This window comes from Nostoc sp. CALU 546, assembly GCF_048836525.1.
The window spans coordinates 48,528-65,392 of record NZ_JAWJTF010000047.1 but is presented as its reverse complement, the minus strand read 5'-3'; the positions used below and the strand labels follow the sequence as shown (position 1 = coordinate 65,392).

Genomic DNA, 16,865 nt, shown 5'->3' with positions numbered 1-16,865 from the left:
CCCCTGCCTCCTGCCCCCTGCCCCCTGCCTTCATTGATAAATTTCGGGGTTGACACAATAAGCTAGACGATCGCCCCTTAGTCCAGCAATTAAGTTAGCGATCGCCATTGTTGCCATTTTTGATCGCGTTTGAAGACTGGCACTGCCAATATGAGGCGCAATAATTAGATTATCTAAAGTTAACAACAGACTATCGCTGGGAATCGGTTCTGGTTCGGTGACATCCACAGCCGCAGCGGCAATTTGACCACTTGTAAGGGCACGATACAGAGAATCTGGATCTACAATAGTTCCCCGCGCTGTATTAATCAAAATAGCCGATCGCTTCATCAACTCAAATTGGCGATCGCAAATAAGATGATACGTATCATCAGTAGATGGTGTGTGCAGTGTTACAAAATCAGACTCTTGCAGCAAGCGTTCCAACGTAGCAAACTCCACACCCAAAGATTGTTCTAATTCTGGGTTGCATCGCTGCCTACTCGTATACAAAATCTTCATTTCAAACCCTTTGGCACGACGAGCAATTGCTTGGCCAATGCGCCCAAAACCAACAATCCCCAAAGTAGCACCCGTAACATTTGGCCCCAATAATAAGTCTGGTTCCCAAGTCTGCCACAACCCTGCACGAGTAAAGCGATCTGCCTCCACTACTCGCCGTGCTGCTGCCATGAGTAATGCCCAAGCAAAATCTGCGGTAGCATCGGTTAACACCCCAGGAGTATGACCGACGGGAATTTGCCGTGCCGTAGCGGCAGCAATGTCAATGTTATCGTAACCCACCGCCATTTGACTGATGACTTTGAGTTTCCCAGACTCGATCAGTTGCCGATCAATTTGGTCAGTCAGCAGACAGAGCAATCCATCTATTTCCTGGACTTTTTCTCGTAAAATTTCGTAGGGAGGGGGTTGGCGTTCTGGCCAAACTTCCACAGTGACGAGCGATCGCAGTTTCTCTAATTCAATGGGTAGACGACGAGTGACGAAGACCTTAGCTTCAAGCATAGTTTTAGAATAATAAATTCTTCCCATTATTTATCGAAACAGAATTCAGGAGTCAGTCGTCAGAATTCAGAATGAATTTTGTACGAGTGGCGGATAGCGAAGCGTTAGTGAGTATTCAAGCGTCGCGTCTGAATCCTCCACTGATAGATAGCGAGTCAGACGCTCTACGTCGCTAACGCTGCGCTATCGAGTGTCAGGAGCGTCTGAATACCCCCACCAAATCGTAGATTTAGTGGTGCAACAATTCCTGCGCCGATCTGAATCTCCAACTGATTAGATTCTGGCCGGAGCTAACAGAAACGTCTCCGGCTCTGCTCCTGAATTTTGACTCCTGTTAGCGGATAGCTAAGGTTTAGCCCATTCTGACTCCTGAATTCTGACTCCTGAATTCTTCTTCAATGGAGTTTCGTTAATTGACACCAGTTAATCAACATTACTTGCAAAAGATTAATAATTAGTAATTATTCTTTAACAACTGTCTTAAATGTTTTAAATATCTGCTTAACTGTCTTAACTGTCTTTTTATTCTTCAATTTTTGATTTAACTATCTGCTTAACTGTCTTAACTGTCTTCTTATCCTTCAATTTTTGATTTAACTATCTGTTTAAGTGCTTTCGTCTACGGATTGCTTTTTTTTTGAAACTATGAAAAGTTATGAGAACACCATAATAAATCACTAAAAATTAATCTGTCAGCATTGAAACAAGTAATGACTTAAACAGCTTTTTGAAATGCCTTATATTTGGCGTAGGGAACTTCAAATAAAACGTACATAGCTCGTTATTTGAATTAGCAGTATCTTGTATTCTCGCCTTAACACAAGCCATCACAAGCAAACCAATGTGGAGACTTAATCCGATTGGCGAGGATATTCATGAACTGCAACGGTACTCAAATCAGCCACGAAATAAAGACAGCAAGAAGACCCAAGAGGAGATTACGCGCAGATCATGCAACCCTTTGAACTGCCAGAATTTTACACGCCTTGGCCCGCACGGCTAAACCCAAATCTGGAAGCGGCACGAGTGCATTCCAAAGCGTGGGCCTACGAGATGGGGATACTTGGCTCAGAAGAGGAAGCGCAAAGCTCGGTTATCTGGGATGAACATACATTTGACTCCCACGACTACGCCTTGCTTTGCTCCTATACCCATCCAGATGCGCCGGGAGCGGAGCTTGATCTAGTAACCGACTGGTATGTTTGGGTGTTCTTCTTCGACGATCACTTTCTGGAAATCTATAAGCGCACTCAAGACATGGCTGGGGCAAAGCAGTATCTTGACCGATTGCCAGCGTTTATGCCAGTGCATCCCACTGATACCCCTTCGGTTCCGACCAACCCTGTAGAGCGCGGCTTGGCTGATCTGTGGTCTCGCACTGCCTTTACTAAATCTGTAGACTGGCGACTTCGGTTCTTCGAGAGTACCAAGAACCTCTTAGAAGAGTCTCTGTGGGAACTCGCCAATATCAACCAAGATCGAGTCGCCAACCCCATCGAATACATTGAGATGCGCCGCAAAGTTGGTGGCGCTCCGTGGTCAGCGGATCTCGTCGAACACGCCGTGTTTATAGAGATTCCGGCCCAAATCGCCTCGACTCGGCCAATGCGTATCCTCAAAGACACATTTGCCGATGGAGTGCATCTTCGCAACGACCTATTCTCCTACCAAAGAGAAGTAGAGGATGAAGGTGAGAACGCCAACTGCGTGTTGGTCTTGGAGCGCTTTTTAAATGTGAGTACTCAGGAAGCGGCTAACCTTACCAACGAACTGCTAACCTCGCGGTTATACCAGTTTGATAACACTGCCGTCACCGAGTTGCCCCCCCTCTTTGAAGAGTACGGACTAGACCCAGTGGCTCGTGTGAACGTTCTCCTTTACATCAAAGGACTCCAGGACTGGCAATCGGGCGGTCACGAGTGGCACATGCGATCGAGCCGTTATATGAACAAGGGAGGAGACAATTCTTCGACATCCACACTTCTGGGAGGCCCTACAGGGCTAGGCACATCGGCTGCGCGGATTGAATCGCTATACGCCGCCTTGGGTTTGGGAAGGTTCAAGAGCTTTACTCACGTTCCATACCAGGCTGTCGGGCCAGTAACACTGCCGAAGTTTTACATGCCCTTCACTACAAGCTTGAATCCTCATCTGGATTCTGCGCGGAAGCATTCCAAGGAATGGGCGCGTGAGATGGGGATGCTGGAATCATTACCTGGGATTCCTGATGCCGTCATCTGGGATGACCACAAGTTTGATGTTGCTGATGTAGCCCTATGCGGTGCCTTGATCCATCCAAATGGATCTGGCCCTGAACTGAATCTGACAGCGTGCTGGCTTGTTTGGGGAACATACGCCGACGATTACTTCCCGGCACTCTACGGGAATAACCGCAACATGGCTGGTGCAAAAGTGTTCAATGCCCGACTGTCGGCGTTTATGCCTCTGGATGACTCCACCCCCAACGAGGTTCCAACTAATCCAGTGGAAGCCGGCTTGGCAGATATTTGGTCTCGCACAGCTGGGCCAATGTCTGCCAACGCGCGGACTCAGTTCCGTCGCGCAATCCAGGATATGACTGACAGCTGGGTGTGGGAACTCGCCAACCAGATCCAAAATCGAATTCCCGACCCGATAGATTATATTGAGATGCGCCGTAAGACTTTTGGCTCGGATCTGACCATGAGCCTGTCCCGACTGGCTCAGGGCAACGAGATCCCGCAGGAGATTTACCGTACCCGAACGATGCGATCGCTCGATAATTCCGCCGCCGACTTCGCCTGTTTTACCAACGATATCTTCTCCTATCAGAAAGAAATCGAATTCGAGGGTGAAATCCATAACTGCGTGCTGGTCGTTCAGAATTTCCTCAACTGCGGTAAATCACAGGCTGTTGAGGTTGTCAATAATCTGATGACCGCTAGGGCGCTCCAGTTTCAACACATCGTTGCCACCGAACTACCAGCCCTTTTTGATGATTTCGACCTGGATGCAAGTACTCGCGAGAAACTGCTTGGATACGTCAAGAAACTAGAGCAGTGGATGTGCGGCGTTCTCAAGTGGCATATAACGGTAGACCGCTATAAGGAATTTGAATTGCGTAATTCGTTAGCAGGGCGGCTACTTAGTGGGCCTAGAGGGCTGGGTACTTCAGCTAGGCGTATTGGATCAGTGAGGGTTTAAGGTCATTACTCGGTCAATGAAGTCAGGTTTTTTTGTCGGTGAATAGAGTTTTCAAGGTCAGTATGCGATCGCATCAGATCGGTTTTTTTTAGTAACTAATTAAAGTGGAGGATTAAGTTGTGACGTATTCTAACGATCCCAATTTGGAAGATCAGCAGCCTCAGTTAACCTTGAGTACAGCAGCGGCGCGTAATTTGGCGACAACGACCAAATCTGCACCGCAGACTCAGGAAATTACATCGAGGTGGTTGTTGAAGTTGTTACCGTGGGTGCAGACAAAAGGTGGCGCTTATCGAGTCAACCGTCGGTTGAGTTATTCCGTGGGTGATGGACGGGTGAGTTTCACCAACACCGGAGCAACGGTGCAGGTGATTCCCCTGGAACTTACTGAGTTGCCCTTGCTGCGAGGGTTTAACAACGTCGAGGTATTGACCGGGTTGGCAAACCAGTTTGTTCAGCAGGAGTATGCCCCAGATGATGTAATCGTTGAACTTGGCCAGCCTGCCGATCGCGTCATTCTGATTGCTCGTGGCAAGGTAAACAAGATTGGTGTTGGCAAGTATGGCGAGCAGATTGTGTTCGATGTGCTAGCTGACGGCGACCACTTCGGCGATGAAACCGTGGTGCAGTCCGAAGATACTTGGCAGTACACCCTCAAAGCGATTACCAGAACCATCGTTTTGTCGCTACCCCAAGCGGCGTTTGAAAGGGCGATCGCTCAGTCTGAGGAATTGGGAACCCATGTTGAACAGTTCCGCACCCGCCTGAACCAGCCACAAACTGCCCAAGGTGAAGCGGCCATTGAACTGGCAGCCGATCATCCCCAAGAGGCTGAGTTGCCGGGAACCTTCGCCGATTACGAACTCACACCCAGAGAATATGAGTTGAGCATTGCTCAAACGGTGTTGCGAGTAAGTACGCGGGTAGCCGATCTGTACAATGAACCGTACAACCAGACAGAAGAACAACTGCGGCTGACTATCGAGGCATTGCGGGAACGTCAAGAACACGAGTTGCTCAACAACCGCGAATTCGGGTTGCTGCACAACGCCGACCTCAAACAGCGTATTTACAGTAGTAGCGGCGCACCGACCCCCGATGACTTGGACGAACTGTTAGCGACAGTATGGAAGGAGCCGGGATTCTTCCTGGCTCACCCCCGGACGATCGCTGCCTTCGGTCGTGAGGCCAACCGCCTTGGTCTTTATCCACAAAGCGTAGATGTCAACGGTGTTCAGGTCACATCTTGGCGCGGCGTACCTATCTTTCCTTCCAACAAGATCCCCATCACCAATAACCGCACCAGTTCTATCCTTTTGCTCCGCACTGGTGTAGAAAAACAAGGAGTAATCGGCTTACATCAAACTGGTATCCCCGATGAATACCAACCCAGCTTGTCTGTTCGATTCATGGGCATCAGCGAAAAGGCGATCATCTCCTACCTCGTCACCGCCTACTACTCCGCAGCCGTCCTTACTCCTGACGCACTTGGCATTCTCGAAGATGTTGAAATTGGGCGCTGAGGGATTGAATTTTAGATTTTAGATTTTAAATTTTGGATTTTGGTGAAGCAGCGCGGTCTTCTCCCAAGGGGAGACGCCAAGGGCGATGGGGGTTTCCCCCATGAGCGACTGCTGTTAGCGCAGCGTTAGCGACGTTAGGAGCGTCACCCGAAGGGATTGAAAGATTCAAAATTCAAAATTTCAACACGTCTGTGATTTATACTCGCTCCGCAACAAGCAAGCTACGTGGAACAAATCTAAAATCTAAAATCTAAAATCTAAAATCCAAAATTGTTAACTAGAGGATCGGCTGATGACGGATTTTATTGAATCAAATTTAAATGTTGAGAGTGGACAACCTCAACTGAGTTTGAGTAAAAATGCTGCGCGTAATTTGTCCACCACCACCAAATCTGCACCACAGACGCAGGAAATTACCTCGCGGTGGTTATTAAAGATGTTGCCGTGGGTGCAGACGAAGGGTGGCACTTATCGGCTGAACCGTCGGTTGACCTATACCGTGGGTGATGGGCGGTTGAGTTTCTCCAACACTGGAGCCGAGGTGCAGGTGATTCCCCAGGAACTTGGTGAGTTGCCCTTGCTGCGAGGATTTGACGATATCGAGGTGCTGAGGGCGTTAGCAAGTCGGTTTGTTCAGCAGGAGTTCGCACCTGGTGATATCATAGTCCAGTCAGGTCAGCCAGCCAATCAGCTTTTCTTAATCGCACATGGCAAAGCAAACAAGATTGGTATTGGCAAGTATGACGAGCAGCCTTTTTTGGATACGCTAGCTGACGGTGATTATTTTGGCGATCGCGTGTTGGTGGATTCAGAAAGCAATTGGAAGTTCACAGTCAAAGCTGTGACCCGCTGCACTGTATTAGCACTACCACAACAGGCATTTCGAGAACTGCTCAACCAGTCGCAAGCGTTGCAAGCCCAAGTTGATCAGTTTAGAACTCGCGCCGAACTTCCACAAAACAAGTATGGTGAAGCTGCGATCGCGTTGTCAACTAGTCATAGTACAGAGACGACGTTACCCGGAACATTTGTTGACTACGAACTCTCACCCCGCGAATATCAGTTAAGCATTGCTCAGACTATGTTGCGAGTGAATACTCGCGTTGCGGATCTGTACAATCAACCATATAACCAGACGGAAGAACAATTGCGGCTGACGATTGAGGCATTGCGGGAACGTCAAGAATACGAGTTGATCAACAACCGCGAATTTGGATTGTTGCACAACGCCGACCTCAAACAGCGCATCTACACCCGCAGCGGCCCCCCAACTCCCGATGACCTTGATGAACTAGTCACCCGTCGGCGGAAGTCGAGGTTCTTCCTGGCTCATCCCCGCACCATTGCAGCCTTCGGTCGCCAGTGCAACCGTCGAGGTATCTATCCAGACACCATCGATATGGACGGGAGCAAAATAATCACGTGGCGCAATGTACCGATTTTTCCCTGTAACAAGATTCCGATTACCAAGAATCAGACCAGTTCTATCCTTATACTCCGCACTGGTGAGAAAGATCAGGGCGTGATTGGCTTACATCAAACTGGTATCCCGGACGAATACCAACCCAGCTTGTCTGTCCGATTTATGGGCATCAGCGAAAAGGCGATCATTTCTTACCTCGTTACAGCCTACTATTCCGCAGCCGTCCTCGTCCCCGACGCACTTGGCATCCTCGAAGATGTCGAAATCGGTCGCTGAGGGTAGGGTTAGTGCATCTGAAATATCTGTAGCGATTTGCCAAGATCGGGATATGGCTTAAGGAGGCAGGAGGATGAAGGCAGGAGGCAGGAGGCAGGAGGTAATCCCCATAAATAAATTTAGGGGATTTATGATGGACGCTGTATTTTTTGCGCTGCGCGTCTCAAAATACATTTTTAACCTTTATTCATAAATAAATTTAGTTGCTCTCAAACCCGTTTGGCAGAGGGCAAAAAATATATTTTCTGCCTCCTGCCTTCTGCCTCCTGCCCTCTGCCTTTCTTCGGTAAAGACATTACTTCTTTAGTGCCAGAGTTAAGCCATCTGCGATCGCTACTAAACTAAGACTAACTCGCTGGTCTTGATGCAGTTTTTGATTAAAGGCACGAATTCTTTTAGTTCTATTATCTTGCACTTGGGGGTCGGCAACCCTACCTGACCAAAGGACATTATCGATCGCAATCAGTCCCCCCGGCCGCACTAATTGCAGCGATCGCTCATAATAGCCATCATAATTGCTCTTATCTGCATCAATGAAGGCAAAATCAAAACTTTCCGCTTCTCCTGTTGCGAGTAGCCGATCCAAAGTCTCCAAAGCTGGGGCAATGTGCAGTTGAATTTTATCCGCCACTCCGGCTTGCTGCCAATAACGCCGAGCGATCGTTGTAAATTCCTCACTGATATCACAGGCTACCACCTTACCGTCGCTCGGTAACGCCAATGCCACCACCAGGGAACTATAACCTGTAAATACCCCAACTTCCAAAGTTTTCTTTGCTCCCAACAGTTGCACCAGTAACGCCAAAAACTGCCCCTGTTCGGGAGCAATTTGCATTTTACCTATGGGATATTGGGCTGTTTCCTGTCTCAGTTGGGTTAAAATTTCCGGTTCTCGGAGAGATATTGATAGTAAATAGTCATAGAGATTTTGTTCGAGTCCTAGTGTTTGAGTTGTCATAACGTGCGTTACTGCTGGATAAATCCTAGATAATTTAGACTTTTACAAAGAAAGGCAGGAGGAAGGGGACAGGGGACAGGGGACAGGAGGAAAGAAGTATGAATGAAAACTTTAGTTCTGGGCCAATGCCCAATTCCCAATTCCCAATGCCCAATGCCCAATGCCCAATGCCCAATCCCCAATCCCCAATTCCCCAACTTTTGCTGCCAAGATTAGAATTAGAATTGACGTGACATTCTCCTAATAGCCAAAGTGCCAGACTCTCTGCCATTAAGCGATCGCTATCTTGCCTTAATCGATGAAATTGTCGAAACCACCCTCAAGGGCAAAATAAGCTCTGTAGAACAGGTGTATCAAATGCTGCTTAAAGGAATCACTTCCGGGACAGGGGAAGTTTTTGAGCTAGCTTTGAGCGATCGCCTGAATTCTCTCCAAAGTCAAGTAGATAGCCAAAAAGACGAACTCAAGAAAGCCAAGGCTACTCGAAGTTTGAGAGCCATTAAGACTATTCAAAGTCAATGGCAACGCTGGCAAGAGCAAAATAAAGCCACAGAAGCGATCGCCTCGGCAGTTACAGAAATTACCACAGCCCCCGCTGACGAGCGTCTGGCGGTATTTATCCGGGTTACTGACCCCAATCAGAAGTATCCCCTAAATTTGCAACAGCTACAGCAGTTATCAAAATCATTACAGCAATTTGCTCAGGTAGATTCTGATTTAGAACAATTGTCTGAAGGGATCACCCGTGGTTTAGCTTCTTGGCAGCGATTGCAAGACAACTTGCTCAGTTGGATGTACGAGCAAAAAGAATCTCTGGGATTTGGCGGCGTACCGGGAGAACGTGGCCCTTGGGCAAGTTGGGCGAAACAACTCAATAGTGAGTTCCCCCAAGCACTTCTTCGCACCTTGGCTAGGGAAGAATCGGTAATAGAGTTTACCGAGCGACAACGAGGAATCACCCTCAGAGATTGGGTGGAAATGGCATTGATTTTACAGTACTTGCAACGGGGACTAATTAACTGGTTTGACCAACAAGCTTACGATGTGAAAGCGGGGCCAAAGTTGTCCATTTCCACTTTTTTGACCTTTGCAGTGATTTGGAGTCAGTTAGCAAGTGGTTTTGGCAGCATTGGGAAAGTGTACGGCGATGCCTGTTCTCAAATCATGCTCCAGATTTTACGAACCTTTGCCCAGCGTCCATATTTTCCCTTTTACGGCGGCATTTTTGCCTCTTTTACTGGCACTTATTTGCGAGATGCCCTCGATTATTTAGATGAACCGCTGCGAAAAGGCGAAGGAACCCAAGAGAAATCGCGAATTTTGACCCTTTTAGGCTATTCTCAGCGTGCTTTGGGACAATACCAGCGCTCTATTGACTTTCATCAGCAGGCGCTAGAGATCGCTAGGAATGCAGGCGATCGCGCTTGTGAAATTGCCAATCTTAACCACCTCAGCCGCACATACGTGCAACAGCAAAATTATGCTGAGGCAATTAACTACAGTCAACGAGGATTAATACTGAGTCGGCAAGCAGGCGATCGCACAGGAGAAGCAAACGCGCTGGTAAATTTAGGTTACAGCGAAGTCATGCAAGCTCAAGAATTGGAAAACTTAGAACCAGAAACTTATGAAGCCGCAATTAATTATTTAGAACAAGGTTTAAAATTATCAGAAAAATTAGGCGATCTTCAAAGTAAAGCCTTATGTGTCAGCAGTTTAGGAATTGCCTATCTAGTAATTGGACAACACCAAACCGCAATTAAATATCTCGAAGATGGCTTTAAAACAGCGCAAGTTTCCGGTGATTTGTATCTACAGGGGCGGAACTTAGCTTATTTGGCAGAAGCTTATTATCATCTGCAAAATTTGGAAAAGACTGTTTACACAGGCTGCTTGGGAATGTATCTTTTAGAGCAAATTGCTTCTAGTGAGTGGCGACAACCAGCAGGGTTACTGACAATTTTGCAAGGACAAATAGGAGCAGAAGCTTTCCAAAAGTTTTTACAGCAACATCGCCCGAAAATTATTGCGATTATCGGTGTAGATGGGTACGATCACATTCCGCAATTGTTAGAAGAATACAAGCAAGATATGTAATACCAATTTGAAAAAAGAATGCGACCAATAGACCATCTTGTAGAGACGCGATTCATCGCGTCTTTACCCAAGGATATGTTGTAATCATTAATTGAATTGGTATAAGAAAGTATTGACAAAGAGTTAAATCTTAACCCAAGCGTATTGCGCTATAAATGTTACACAGACACCTGAATTTTGCTGTAGATTTAGGAAGTTTGCTTCTTTTCTATTTGGTAAGCCTGCAATAGATATTCACCATTGAAATGAATCAGGTGAGTAGAATCTTCAGCAACCCAAACATCTGTTTCCCAAGCCATCTCTGCCAGATAAGCCACCATTGCCTTACGACTGAGAAATGTTGTTACCATCACCAGAGGTATTTCGGCAGTTCTAAATAGAACTTCAAGTTCCTTCTTTCGTTTAGGATTAATTGGCCCATGTGAGGTTACAGCTTCAATCAGCACCAACCAGTTATTTGTGGTGAAGTGAATAATCACATCTGGCATTTTGCCGTGGGAATCAATGTTAACGCCTAAATCTGCCAATGCTGCTTCATCGAAGTGGGCGAACTTTTCATCTGTATCGCCAATATAGATAAGCTTTCCACTAGGAGTAAAACGAGGGGCAAAATCATTAATAATTTTTTCAATCAGAATATTCTGACCACCTGGTGATAAAGTTTTGATTTCTCCGTTAATTACTATCGGAATACGGGACATTTCACGCTCTTGAGCATATTGCTTTTTCAGAGTTTCAACTGAAGCAAGGTAAGTGCGAATGTTCTTTTCCCATTCGTCAGTACCGTAAGTTCTTAATAGTTCTAACGCACTATTTTCAATCTGATATACAGTTTTGGGACTGTTGATAGGGCGGCTTAAATCATCTGGATTAGCAACTATCAAACCTGCATCCAGAAATTGATGCACTGTCTGGCGGCGAACTGTTTCCCGTGTGTTCGGCTTATAGGTTTTGCCATAATGTTGAGCCATAAAGCCCATCATCGGCGTAATTCCAATCAAAGGAGAAGTTGCTAATTGCCAAGAGTCTATCGGTTTTAAATCAAGCAATGCCAGGAGGGTTAAAGCTGACCGTTCATTAAGCTGTGCTCGTGGAAAGCCCAATTGTGTCAAGATTTGCAACGCTTCATCAATTCGAGATTTAGTTGCAATTGGATTATTCTCTGACAGATTTGACATACTCAATAGCTGATTTTCTATAAGTTCATCAATTTCCTGTAAAGAAGGAAATTCTTCTTTAAACCCCGTCCCTAACAACAATAGCTGTGACAAACTAGGGTACTTTAATTTTCGCAAATCTGTTGCATTGACCTGAGTATGTCCATTGAACAACCGAAAGAAAGCATCAACTAGGGTTGAATTGAGATAAACAGCAAGCCCACGAGCCAAGAAAAGGCTAACTCCACGTCCATCTTTGTGAAAGTAATTCAAGTGATTTTCAAAGCCGACATATTCATAATTAAATTGGTTTGCATCATAAACCACCGCAACAACACGCTTTTTCTCTTCTTTCGATGAGAATCTTTTGGATAGAACATAATGCTCATTTGGTATCAAAAGATTCGCTGTTTCTTCTATATGAACTATTGCTTGGGGCTTTTTAGTTATTTTTGGGTACTCTACATATCCATTCGATAAATTCACTGGATATATTAAAGGAACGGTATCGTTTTCTATATTTTCTCTTAGGTAATCTTTAGCTCTAAAATCTACTACTCGTCCAGTTGAAACTGTTAGCCCTAAATCTTTCAAGGTACAGGTAAAAAGTTCTATTCTCTGAACAATTTGCTGGCTAATGTTATCTGGAATAATATGAATAAACTGCTCTAAATCATCGAGGTGAACCAAGTCTAAATATGGTACAGAGTGTGACATAAGCAAGTCATCATTAGCACCAAAGCTGGTATTTATGATTACGCTGCTAAACTTTTGCCTTTGTTTTGTAGCTTTGATGATGATAGTTTCCTGTAAAACATCATCATCACTAAATGCTTCTTGCCGCGACTCAAAAAGATGTATTTGTTGTAAAGCCATCATTTCTAAAAACATCTTGCGGAAGTCACGAAAATAGGGCCCATTACAAAAACTGCGCGGGGTAATCGCTACAAACTCCCCACTTGGTTTTAAAAGTTGCGCTGTAGCTGCCATAAAACCAGTATAAAGATTGCTAGTCTCCAAACCGATCGAACGCAGCAATTCGCGCACCTTGGAATGAGCATTGATTTTCAAATAAGGCGGGTTGAGAATAGCATGGGTAAATTCTGTTGCGTTTGCACTATTCAATAAACCCATCTGAAGTAGCCTGACTGCATCTTCGATAAAATCAGTCTCACGAATTTCGTAATTGAAGGAAATACCCACACGTTGACATTCCCTCTCACATAGCTCTAGAGTCTGATGCAAATATCTAATTAGAAAAGGGTCAATTTCATAAGCTACAACGCGCAAACTTGAGGTTTGTTGTCGATGCTGGCATACTTTTTCCACAAAAGCGGCTAGTAATGAACCGATTCCTGCTCCAGCATCAAGCAAGGATATTTCAGGCAAATCTAGCCTATTAAACATCTCAACCATCAATTGGGCTACTGAAGCGGGAGTCAAAAATTGACCCATTGATGCTTTTTTATCTTGCCTTAGCTTTAAACTTGCTACAGCCCGGTGAAGATCCACTTCTGCAAGCAAGTTTCCACTTGATAGTTTTGCGAGGCTGGTAAACTCTAAATTACTGTTATGACTTGCTACGAAAGCTCTAATGCTTGATGGGACGATCACGGTCTGTCTTCTTAATTGCTATCAAGTTTACAACAACTTTACGGCATCTTGATGCTGAAGCAGACCAAGTTTGCGATCGCATCGTGCAGAACCTTAGACTCACAGAAGTCCTGCTGATTCATATAATCGTTTGACCATTGCTGAAATCCTTGCACCATAATCCAAATCTGCTGACCAGCGCCCTGATAGCTGATCAATTAATGGCGCAATCCCGCGTGTGACAAAGCGAAACCTAGGATCTACTACTTCCTGTACCAAAGGTTCTAAACTGGCGTAAGCTTTCAAATGTTGGATGTGCGCCCTGACTCCAATTCTGGCACTTGCAAAAGATGCAGCCTCCGAGCCACCACCAATTGCACCTAAGCCTGCAAAGTTATTTTGCTCAGGTCTAATATCGCTACCAAACCGTAAAAATCCAGTTTCTACACACATTTGGCAAAAGGCAATATCATAGTTCACTCCCTCTATTCCTGCTTCTTCCCGATAAAGTTTTGGGATATCAGGGAACTTTACTAAAGCATTTTCATTATTGTTTCTCAGAAATAATTGTAACTGTACTTCTGAAGTATTCCCGTTTGACATCACCCGCTCAAATTGACCAGAGCAAACCATCAAATTCGAGCGCAAGCTAACAGTACGCGTTGCAGCATCCCAACTAACTGCAACATTAAAATCTCGCAGTTCAATCGCTTTAACATAAACTACTTTGCGATAGGTAATTCGATTGACATTAGCTGCTTTTGAAAGGTCAATCCGCAGACGGTCTACTAAATCAATGGGGATGTAAGCATTTCCATTAACTAAAACTCCTTGCTCCGAGTAATTTTGCCCATTAATATTGATATTAATCGGCGGATAATTTGCATCGGCTGGAGTTCCAGGAGTCGGGTCAATTACACGACTCCAAGTGACTAATCCATCGGCAATTCCTAAAGCAAAATCGCGGCGACGAGTTTGCAGCAAAGCCCGATCCTCTGGATTGCTGAGAAACCCCACTTGCATCACCAAAGCTGGAAGGGTTGTCTGGCGACAGAATGCTAAACTACCCAAGCCGCTATTTGTATCTGCCTTGACTCCCCGATTCGGTAATTGCGGTACACGGCGTAATAACCCCACTAGTAACTGTTCAGCATTGCTTTTGCGATCGCTATTATTAGCAATATAAAAGACGCTAGCCCCCCGCACAGAAGGGCTGCTAGCTGCGTCAGATTCAATTTCTAGGGCGACATCACCCCGGCGACCACGGGAATTGATCCAGGTGATAGTTTGGGCGGCGCTCAAGTCATCAGGAACCGCCAAAATTTCCAAACTCCGCGCTCTCAGTTCCGTGACAATCAAATCCCGCAGCAGAATCATTTCTTTTGCTTCAGTTGTACCACCTGCGATCGCACCTGGATCGATTCCTCCCGCTTCTTTGCCTCCATGAGCCGCTGATATAAAAATACGTCCCATTTTCAGTATTTCCTCTGAGAGATTTTAGTGTAAGCAATTCTACAAATCATTTTTGGTCTAGCAACAAGAATATAATAGCTATCAGAAGTCTAAAGTCATTTGTCCTTTGGTATTTCTCCAAAGTTCATGACCAATGACCAATGACCAATGACTAATGACAAAGCCATGCAAATCCCCCGCTTGCACCCAGACACAATTGAGGAAGTGAAATTACGGGCTGATATTGTAGATGTCGTCTCGGAATACGTAGTTTTACGCAAACGTGGAAAAGATTTTGTCGGTTTGTGCCCTTTCCACGATGAGAAATCTCCCAGTTTCACTGTCAGTCAGACCAAGCAAATGTATTATTGCTTCGGCTGTCAAGCTGGGGGAAATGCCATTAAGTTTGTGATGGAGTTGGGAAAGCGTTCTTTTGCTGATGTGGTGCTGGATTTAGCACGGCGTTACCAAGTCCCTGTGCAAACTCTCGAACCCGAACAACGCCAAGAATTACAGCGTCAGCTATCTTTGCGTGAGCAGTTGTATGAAGTTCTGGCTTCGTCAGCACAGTTTTATCAACACGCACTCAGACAATCACAAGGGCAAAAGGCACTTAAATATTTACAATCTAACCGCCAACTCAAAGAAGAAACTATACAGCAATTTGGTTTAGGTTACGCCCCCGCAGGTTGGGAAACCCTTCATCGCTATCTAGTGGAAGACAAACATTACCCAGCGCAAATATTAGAAAAAGCGGGATTGATTAAGCCACGCAAGGAAGGCGGTGGTTATTATGATGTATTTCGCGATCGCCTGATGATTCCCATCCGTGATGTTCAAGGGCGCGTCATTGCCTTTGGTGGGAGAACTTTGACTGATGAACAGCCTAAATATTTGAATTCACCAGAAACCGAACTTTTTAGTAAAGGTAAAACCTTATTTGCCCTCGATCAAGCCAAAGATGGGATTTCTCGACTCGATCAAGCGGTGGTGGTAGAGGGATATTTTGATGCGATCGCTCTCCACGCTGCTGGTATTAATAACGCCGTCGCCTCCCTCGGTACAGCTTTAAGCTTAGAACAAGTCCGGTTAATATTACGCTACACCGAATCGAAACAATTAGTACTCAACTTTGATGCTGATAAAGCCGGAACTAATGCCGCAGAACGGGCGATCGGTGAAATTGCTGAATTAGCATACAAAGGCGAAGTTCAGCTAAAAATTCTCAATTTACCCGATGGTAAAGATGCTGATGAATATTTGCATAGTCACACCCCAGAAGATTATGGAGAACTGCTAACAAATGCGCCACTTTGGCTAGACTGGCAGATTCAGCAAATTATTCAAGACCGCAACTTAAAACAAGCTACTGATTTTCAGCAAGTAACTCAGCAATTAGTCAAATTACTTAAAAATATAGCTAACAGCGATACACGCAACTATTACGTTTCCTACTGTGCAGAAATACTCAGTTTGGGAGATACCAGACTTATACCCCTACGAGTCGAAAATCTGCTCACTCAAATTGCTCCGGCTGCGGCTACATACTCTAAGCCTGTGTCAGCGAAGAAAGCATGGGGAAGTAGCAAATCCCCATTCCCCACTCCCCATTACCCCTTATCCCCAGAGGGGGCCCCACCTTCCCCACTCCCCACAGAACGCAGCCTTTTAGAACACGCAGAAGCCTTGTTATTGCGAATCTACTTACATTGTCCTGAACAGCGTCAAGCGATTATTGCCGAACTAGAGGAGCGAGATTTGCAATTTAGTCTTTCCCACCACCGATTTTTATGGCAACAGATTTTAGAAATTTCATCGGGTGATGGAGAAACGAGAAATTTTGCGTCTCTACCAGATTTAATTTCCCGCCTGCAAGACCGATTCTTAGAATTTGGCAGCGAGATGGAGTTAATTTCCCATTTATTTCATGTGGATGAAAAAAACCAAAAAGAAATACTTCGGACTCCGCAAGTGGTTCAAGCTGCGATCGCTTGCATGGATTTGGTGATGCTTGAAAAACGTTATCGCCACTTTTTGGAATTATGGCAGCAAACCGATCCCGAAGCTGAACCAGAGCGCTATCAATCGTATTATCAGGCTTTCTACGCTGAAAAAATCAAGCTTCAGCAAATAGACCGACAACGGTTATTTTCGATCACAGACTTGTTGTAGTTTCGGTTTCCGCAGTCAAAAGTTCT

The 16,865-nt window shown here is 45.4% G+C and carries 11 protein-coding genes; 6 read left to right on the top strand and 5 right to left on the bottom strand.

Features of this window, described 5'->3' with window-relative positions; all coding sequences use genetic code 11:
• Nucleotides 1-30: 30 nt before the first annotated feature.
• Nucleotides 31-1,005, bottom strand: coding sequence for a 2-hydroxyacid dehydrogenase (locus RRG12_RS22245; protein ID WP_420760733.1), 975 nt, complete (start codon nt 1,003-1,005; stop codon nt 31-33).
• Between the two features lie 951 nt (nt 1,006-1,956).
• On the opposite strand from RRG12_RS22245, the gene RRG12_RS22240 reads away from it, so the two are divergent.
• Together RRG12_RS22240 and RRG12_RS22235 are read left to right on the top strand one after the other, a co-directional pair.
• Nucleotides 1,957-4,188, top strand: a complete 2,232-nt coding sequence (locus RRG12_RS22240) for a family 2 encapsulin nanocompartment cargo protein terpene cyclase (RefSeq protein ID WP_420760732.1) — start codon at nt 1,957-1,959, stop codon at nt 4,186-4,188.
• 119 nt (nt 4,189-4,307) lie between these two features.
• Entirely contained in the window at nt 4,308-5,711 is a 1,404-nt protein-coding gene (locus RRG12_RS22235) for a family 2B encapsulin nanocompartment shell protein (protein WP_420760731.1), read from the top strand.
• A 25-nt stretch (nt 5,712-5,736) separates the two neighbouring features.
• On the opposite strand, the gene RRG12_RS22230 is transcribed toward RRG12_RS22235, so the two are convergent.
• The gene (locus RRG12_RS22230; RefSeq protein ID WP_420760730.1) at nt 5,737-5,880 is read right to left on the bottom strand and encodes a hypothetical protein; all 144 of its coding nucleotides are present in this window, start codon (nt 5,878-5,880) and stop codon (nt 5,737-5,739) included.
• 123 nt (nt 5,881-6,003) lie between these two features.
• Here RRG12_RS22230 and RRG12_RS22225 point away from each other — a divergent pair, with 123 nt between their 5' ends.
• A complete protein-coding gene (locus RRG12_RS22225; RefSeq protein ID WP_420760729.1) occupies nt 6,004-7,410 on the top strand; it encodes a family 2B encapsulin nanocompartment shell protein in 1,407 nt (468 codons plus the stop codon).
• Nucleotides 7,411-7,705: 295 nt separating this feature from the next.
• Here the strand turns inward: RRG12_RS22225 and RRG12_RS22220 are convergent, their stop codons facing one another.
• Nucleotides 7,706-8,368, bottom strand: coding sequence for a class I SAM-dependent methyltransferase (locus RRG12_RS22220; RefSeq protein WP_420760728.1), 663 nt, complete (start codon nt 8,366-8,368; stop codon nt 7,706-7,708).
• A gap of 98 nt (nt 8,369-8,466) precedes the next feature.
• On the opposite strand from RRG12_RS22220, the gene RRG12_RS22215 reads away from it, so the two are divergent.
• Nucleotides 8,467-8,601 carry a hypothetical protein gene (locus RRG12_RS22215; protein WP_420760727.1) on the top strand — a complete coding sequence of 45 codons (135 nt, stop codon included), beginning with the start codon at nt 8,467-8,469 and terminating at the stop codon, nt 8,599-8,601.
• Nucleotides 8,602-8,620: 19 nt separating this feature from the next.
• The gene (locus RRG12_RS22210) at nt 8,621-10,465 is read left to right on the top strand and encodes a tetratricopeptide repeat protein (RefSeq protein ID WP_420760726.1); all 1,845 of its coding nucleotides are present in this window, start codon (nt 8,621-8,623) and stop codon (nt 10,463-10,465) included.
• 188 nt (nt 10,466-10,653) lie between these two features.
• Here the strand turns inward: RRG12_RS22210 and RRG12_RS22205 are convergent, their stop codons facing one another.
• Nucleotides 10,654-13,236 carry a BsuBI/PstI family type II restriction endonuclease gene (locus RRG12_RS22205; RefSeq protein ID WP_420760725.1) on the bottom strand — a complete coding sequence of 861 codons (2,583 nt, stop codon included), beginning with the start codon at nt 13,234-13,236 and terminating at the stop codon, nt 10,654-10,656.
• A gap of 99 nt (nt 13,237-13,335) precedes the next feature.
• Nucleotides 13,336-14,688 carry an N-acetylmuramoyl-L-alanine amidase gene (locus RRG12_RS22200; protein WP_420760724.1) on the bottom strand — a complete coding sequence of 451 codons (1,353 nt, stop codon included), beginning with the start codon at nt 14,686-14,688 and terminating at the stop codon, nt 13,336-13,338.
• 165 nt (nt 14,689-14,853) lie between these two features.
• On the opposite strand from RRG12_RS22200, the gene dnaG reads away from it, so the two are divergent.
• Nucleotides 14,854-16,839, top strand: a complete 1,986-nt coding sequence (gene dnaG, locus RRG12_RS22195) for a DNA primase (protein ID WP_420760737.1) — start codon at nt 14,854-14,856, stop codon at nt 16,837-16,839.
• The last annotated feature ends 26 nt before the right edge of the window (nt 16,840-16,865 follow it).

Excerpts from the sequence above, each read along its gene's own strand:
- RRG12_RS22215 (WP_420760727.1), top strand. The coding sequence starts at position 8,467 with ATGAATGAAAACTTTAGTTCTGGGCCAATGCCCAATTCCCAATTCCCA.
- RRG12_RS22225 (WP_420760729.1), top strand. The coding sequence starts at position 6,004 with ATGACGGATTTTATTGAATCAAATTTAAATGTTGAGAGTGGACAACCT.
- RRG12_RS22240 (WP_420760732.1), top strand. The coding sequence starts at position 1,957 with ATGCAACCCTTTGAACTGCCAGAATTTTACACGCCTTGGCCCGCACGG.
- RRG12_RS22220 (WP_420760728.1), bottom strand. The coding sequence starts at position 8,368 with ATGACAACTCAAACACTAGGACTCGAACAAAATCTCTATGACTATTTA.
- RRG12_RS22200 (WP_420760724.1), bottom strand. The coding sequence starts at position 14,688 with ATGGGACGTATTTTTATATCAGCGGCTCATGGAGGCAAAGAAGCGGGA.
- RRG12_RS22245 (WP_420760733.1), bottom strand. The coding sequence starts at position 1,005 with ATGCTTGAAGCTAAGGTCTTCGTCACTCGTCGTCTACCCATTGAATTA.
- dnaG (WP_420760737.1), top strand. The coding sequence starts at position 14,854 with ATGCAAATCCCCCGCTTGCACCCAGACACAATTGAGGAAGTGAAATTA.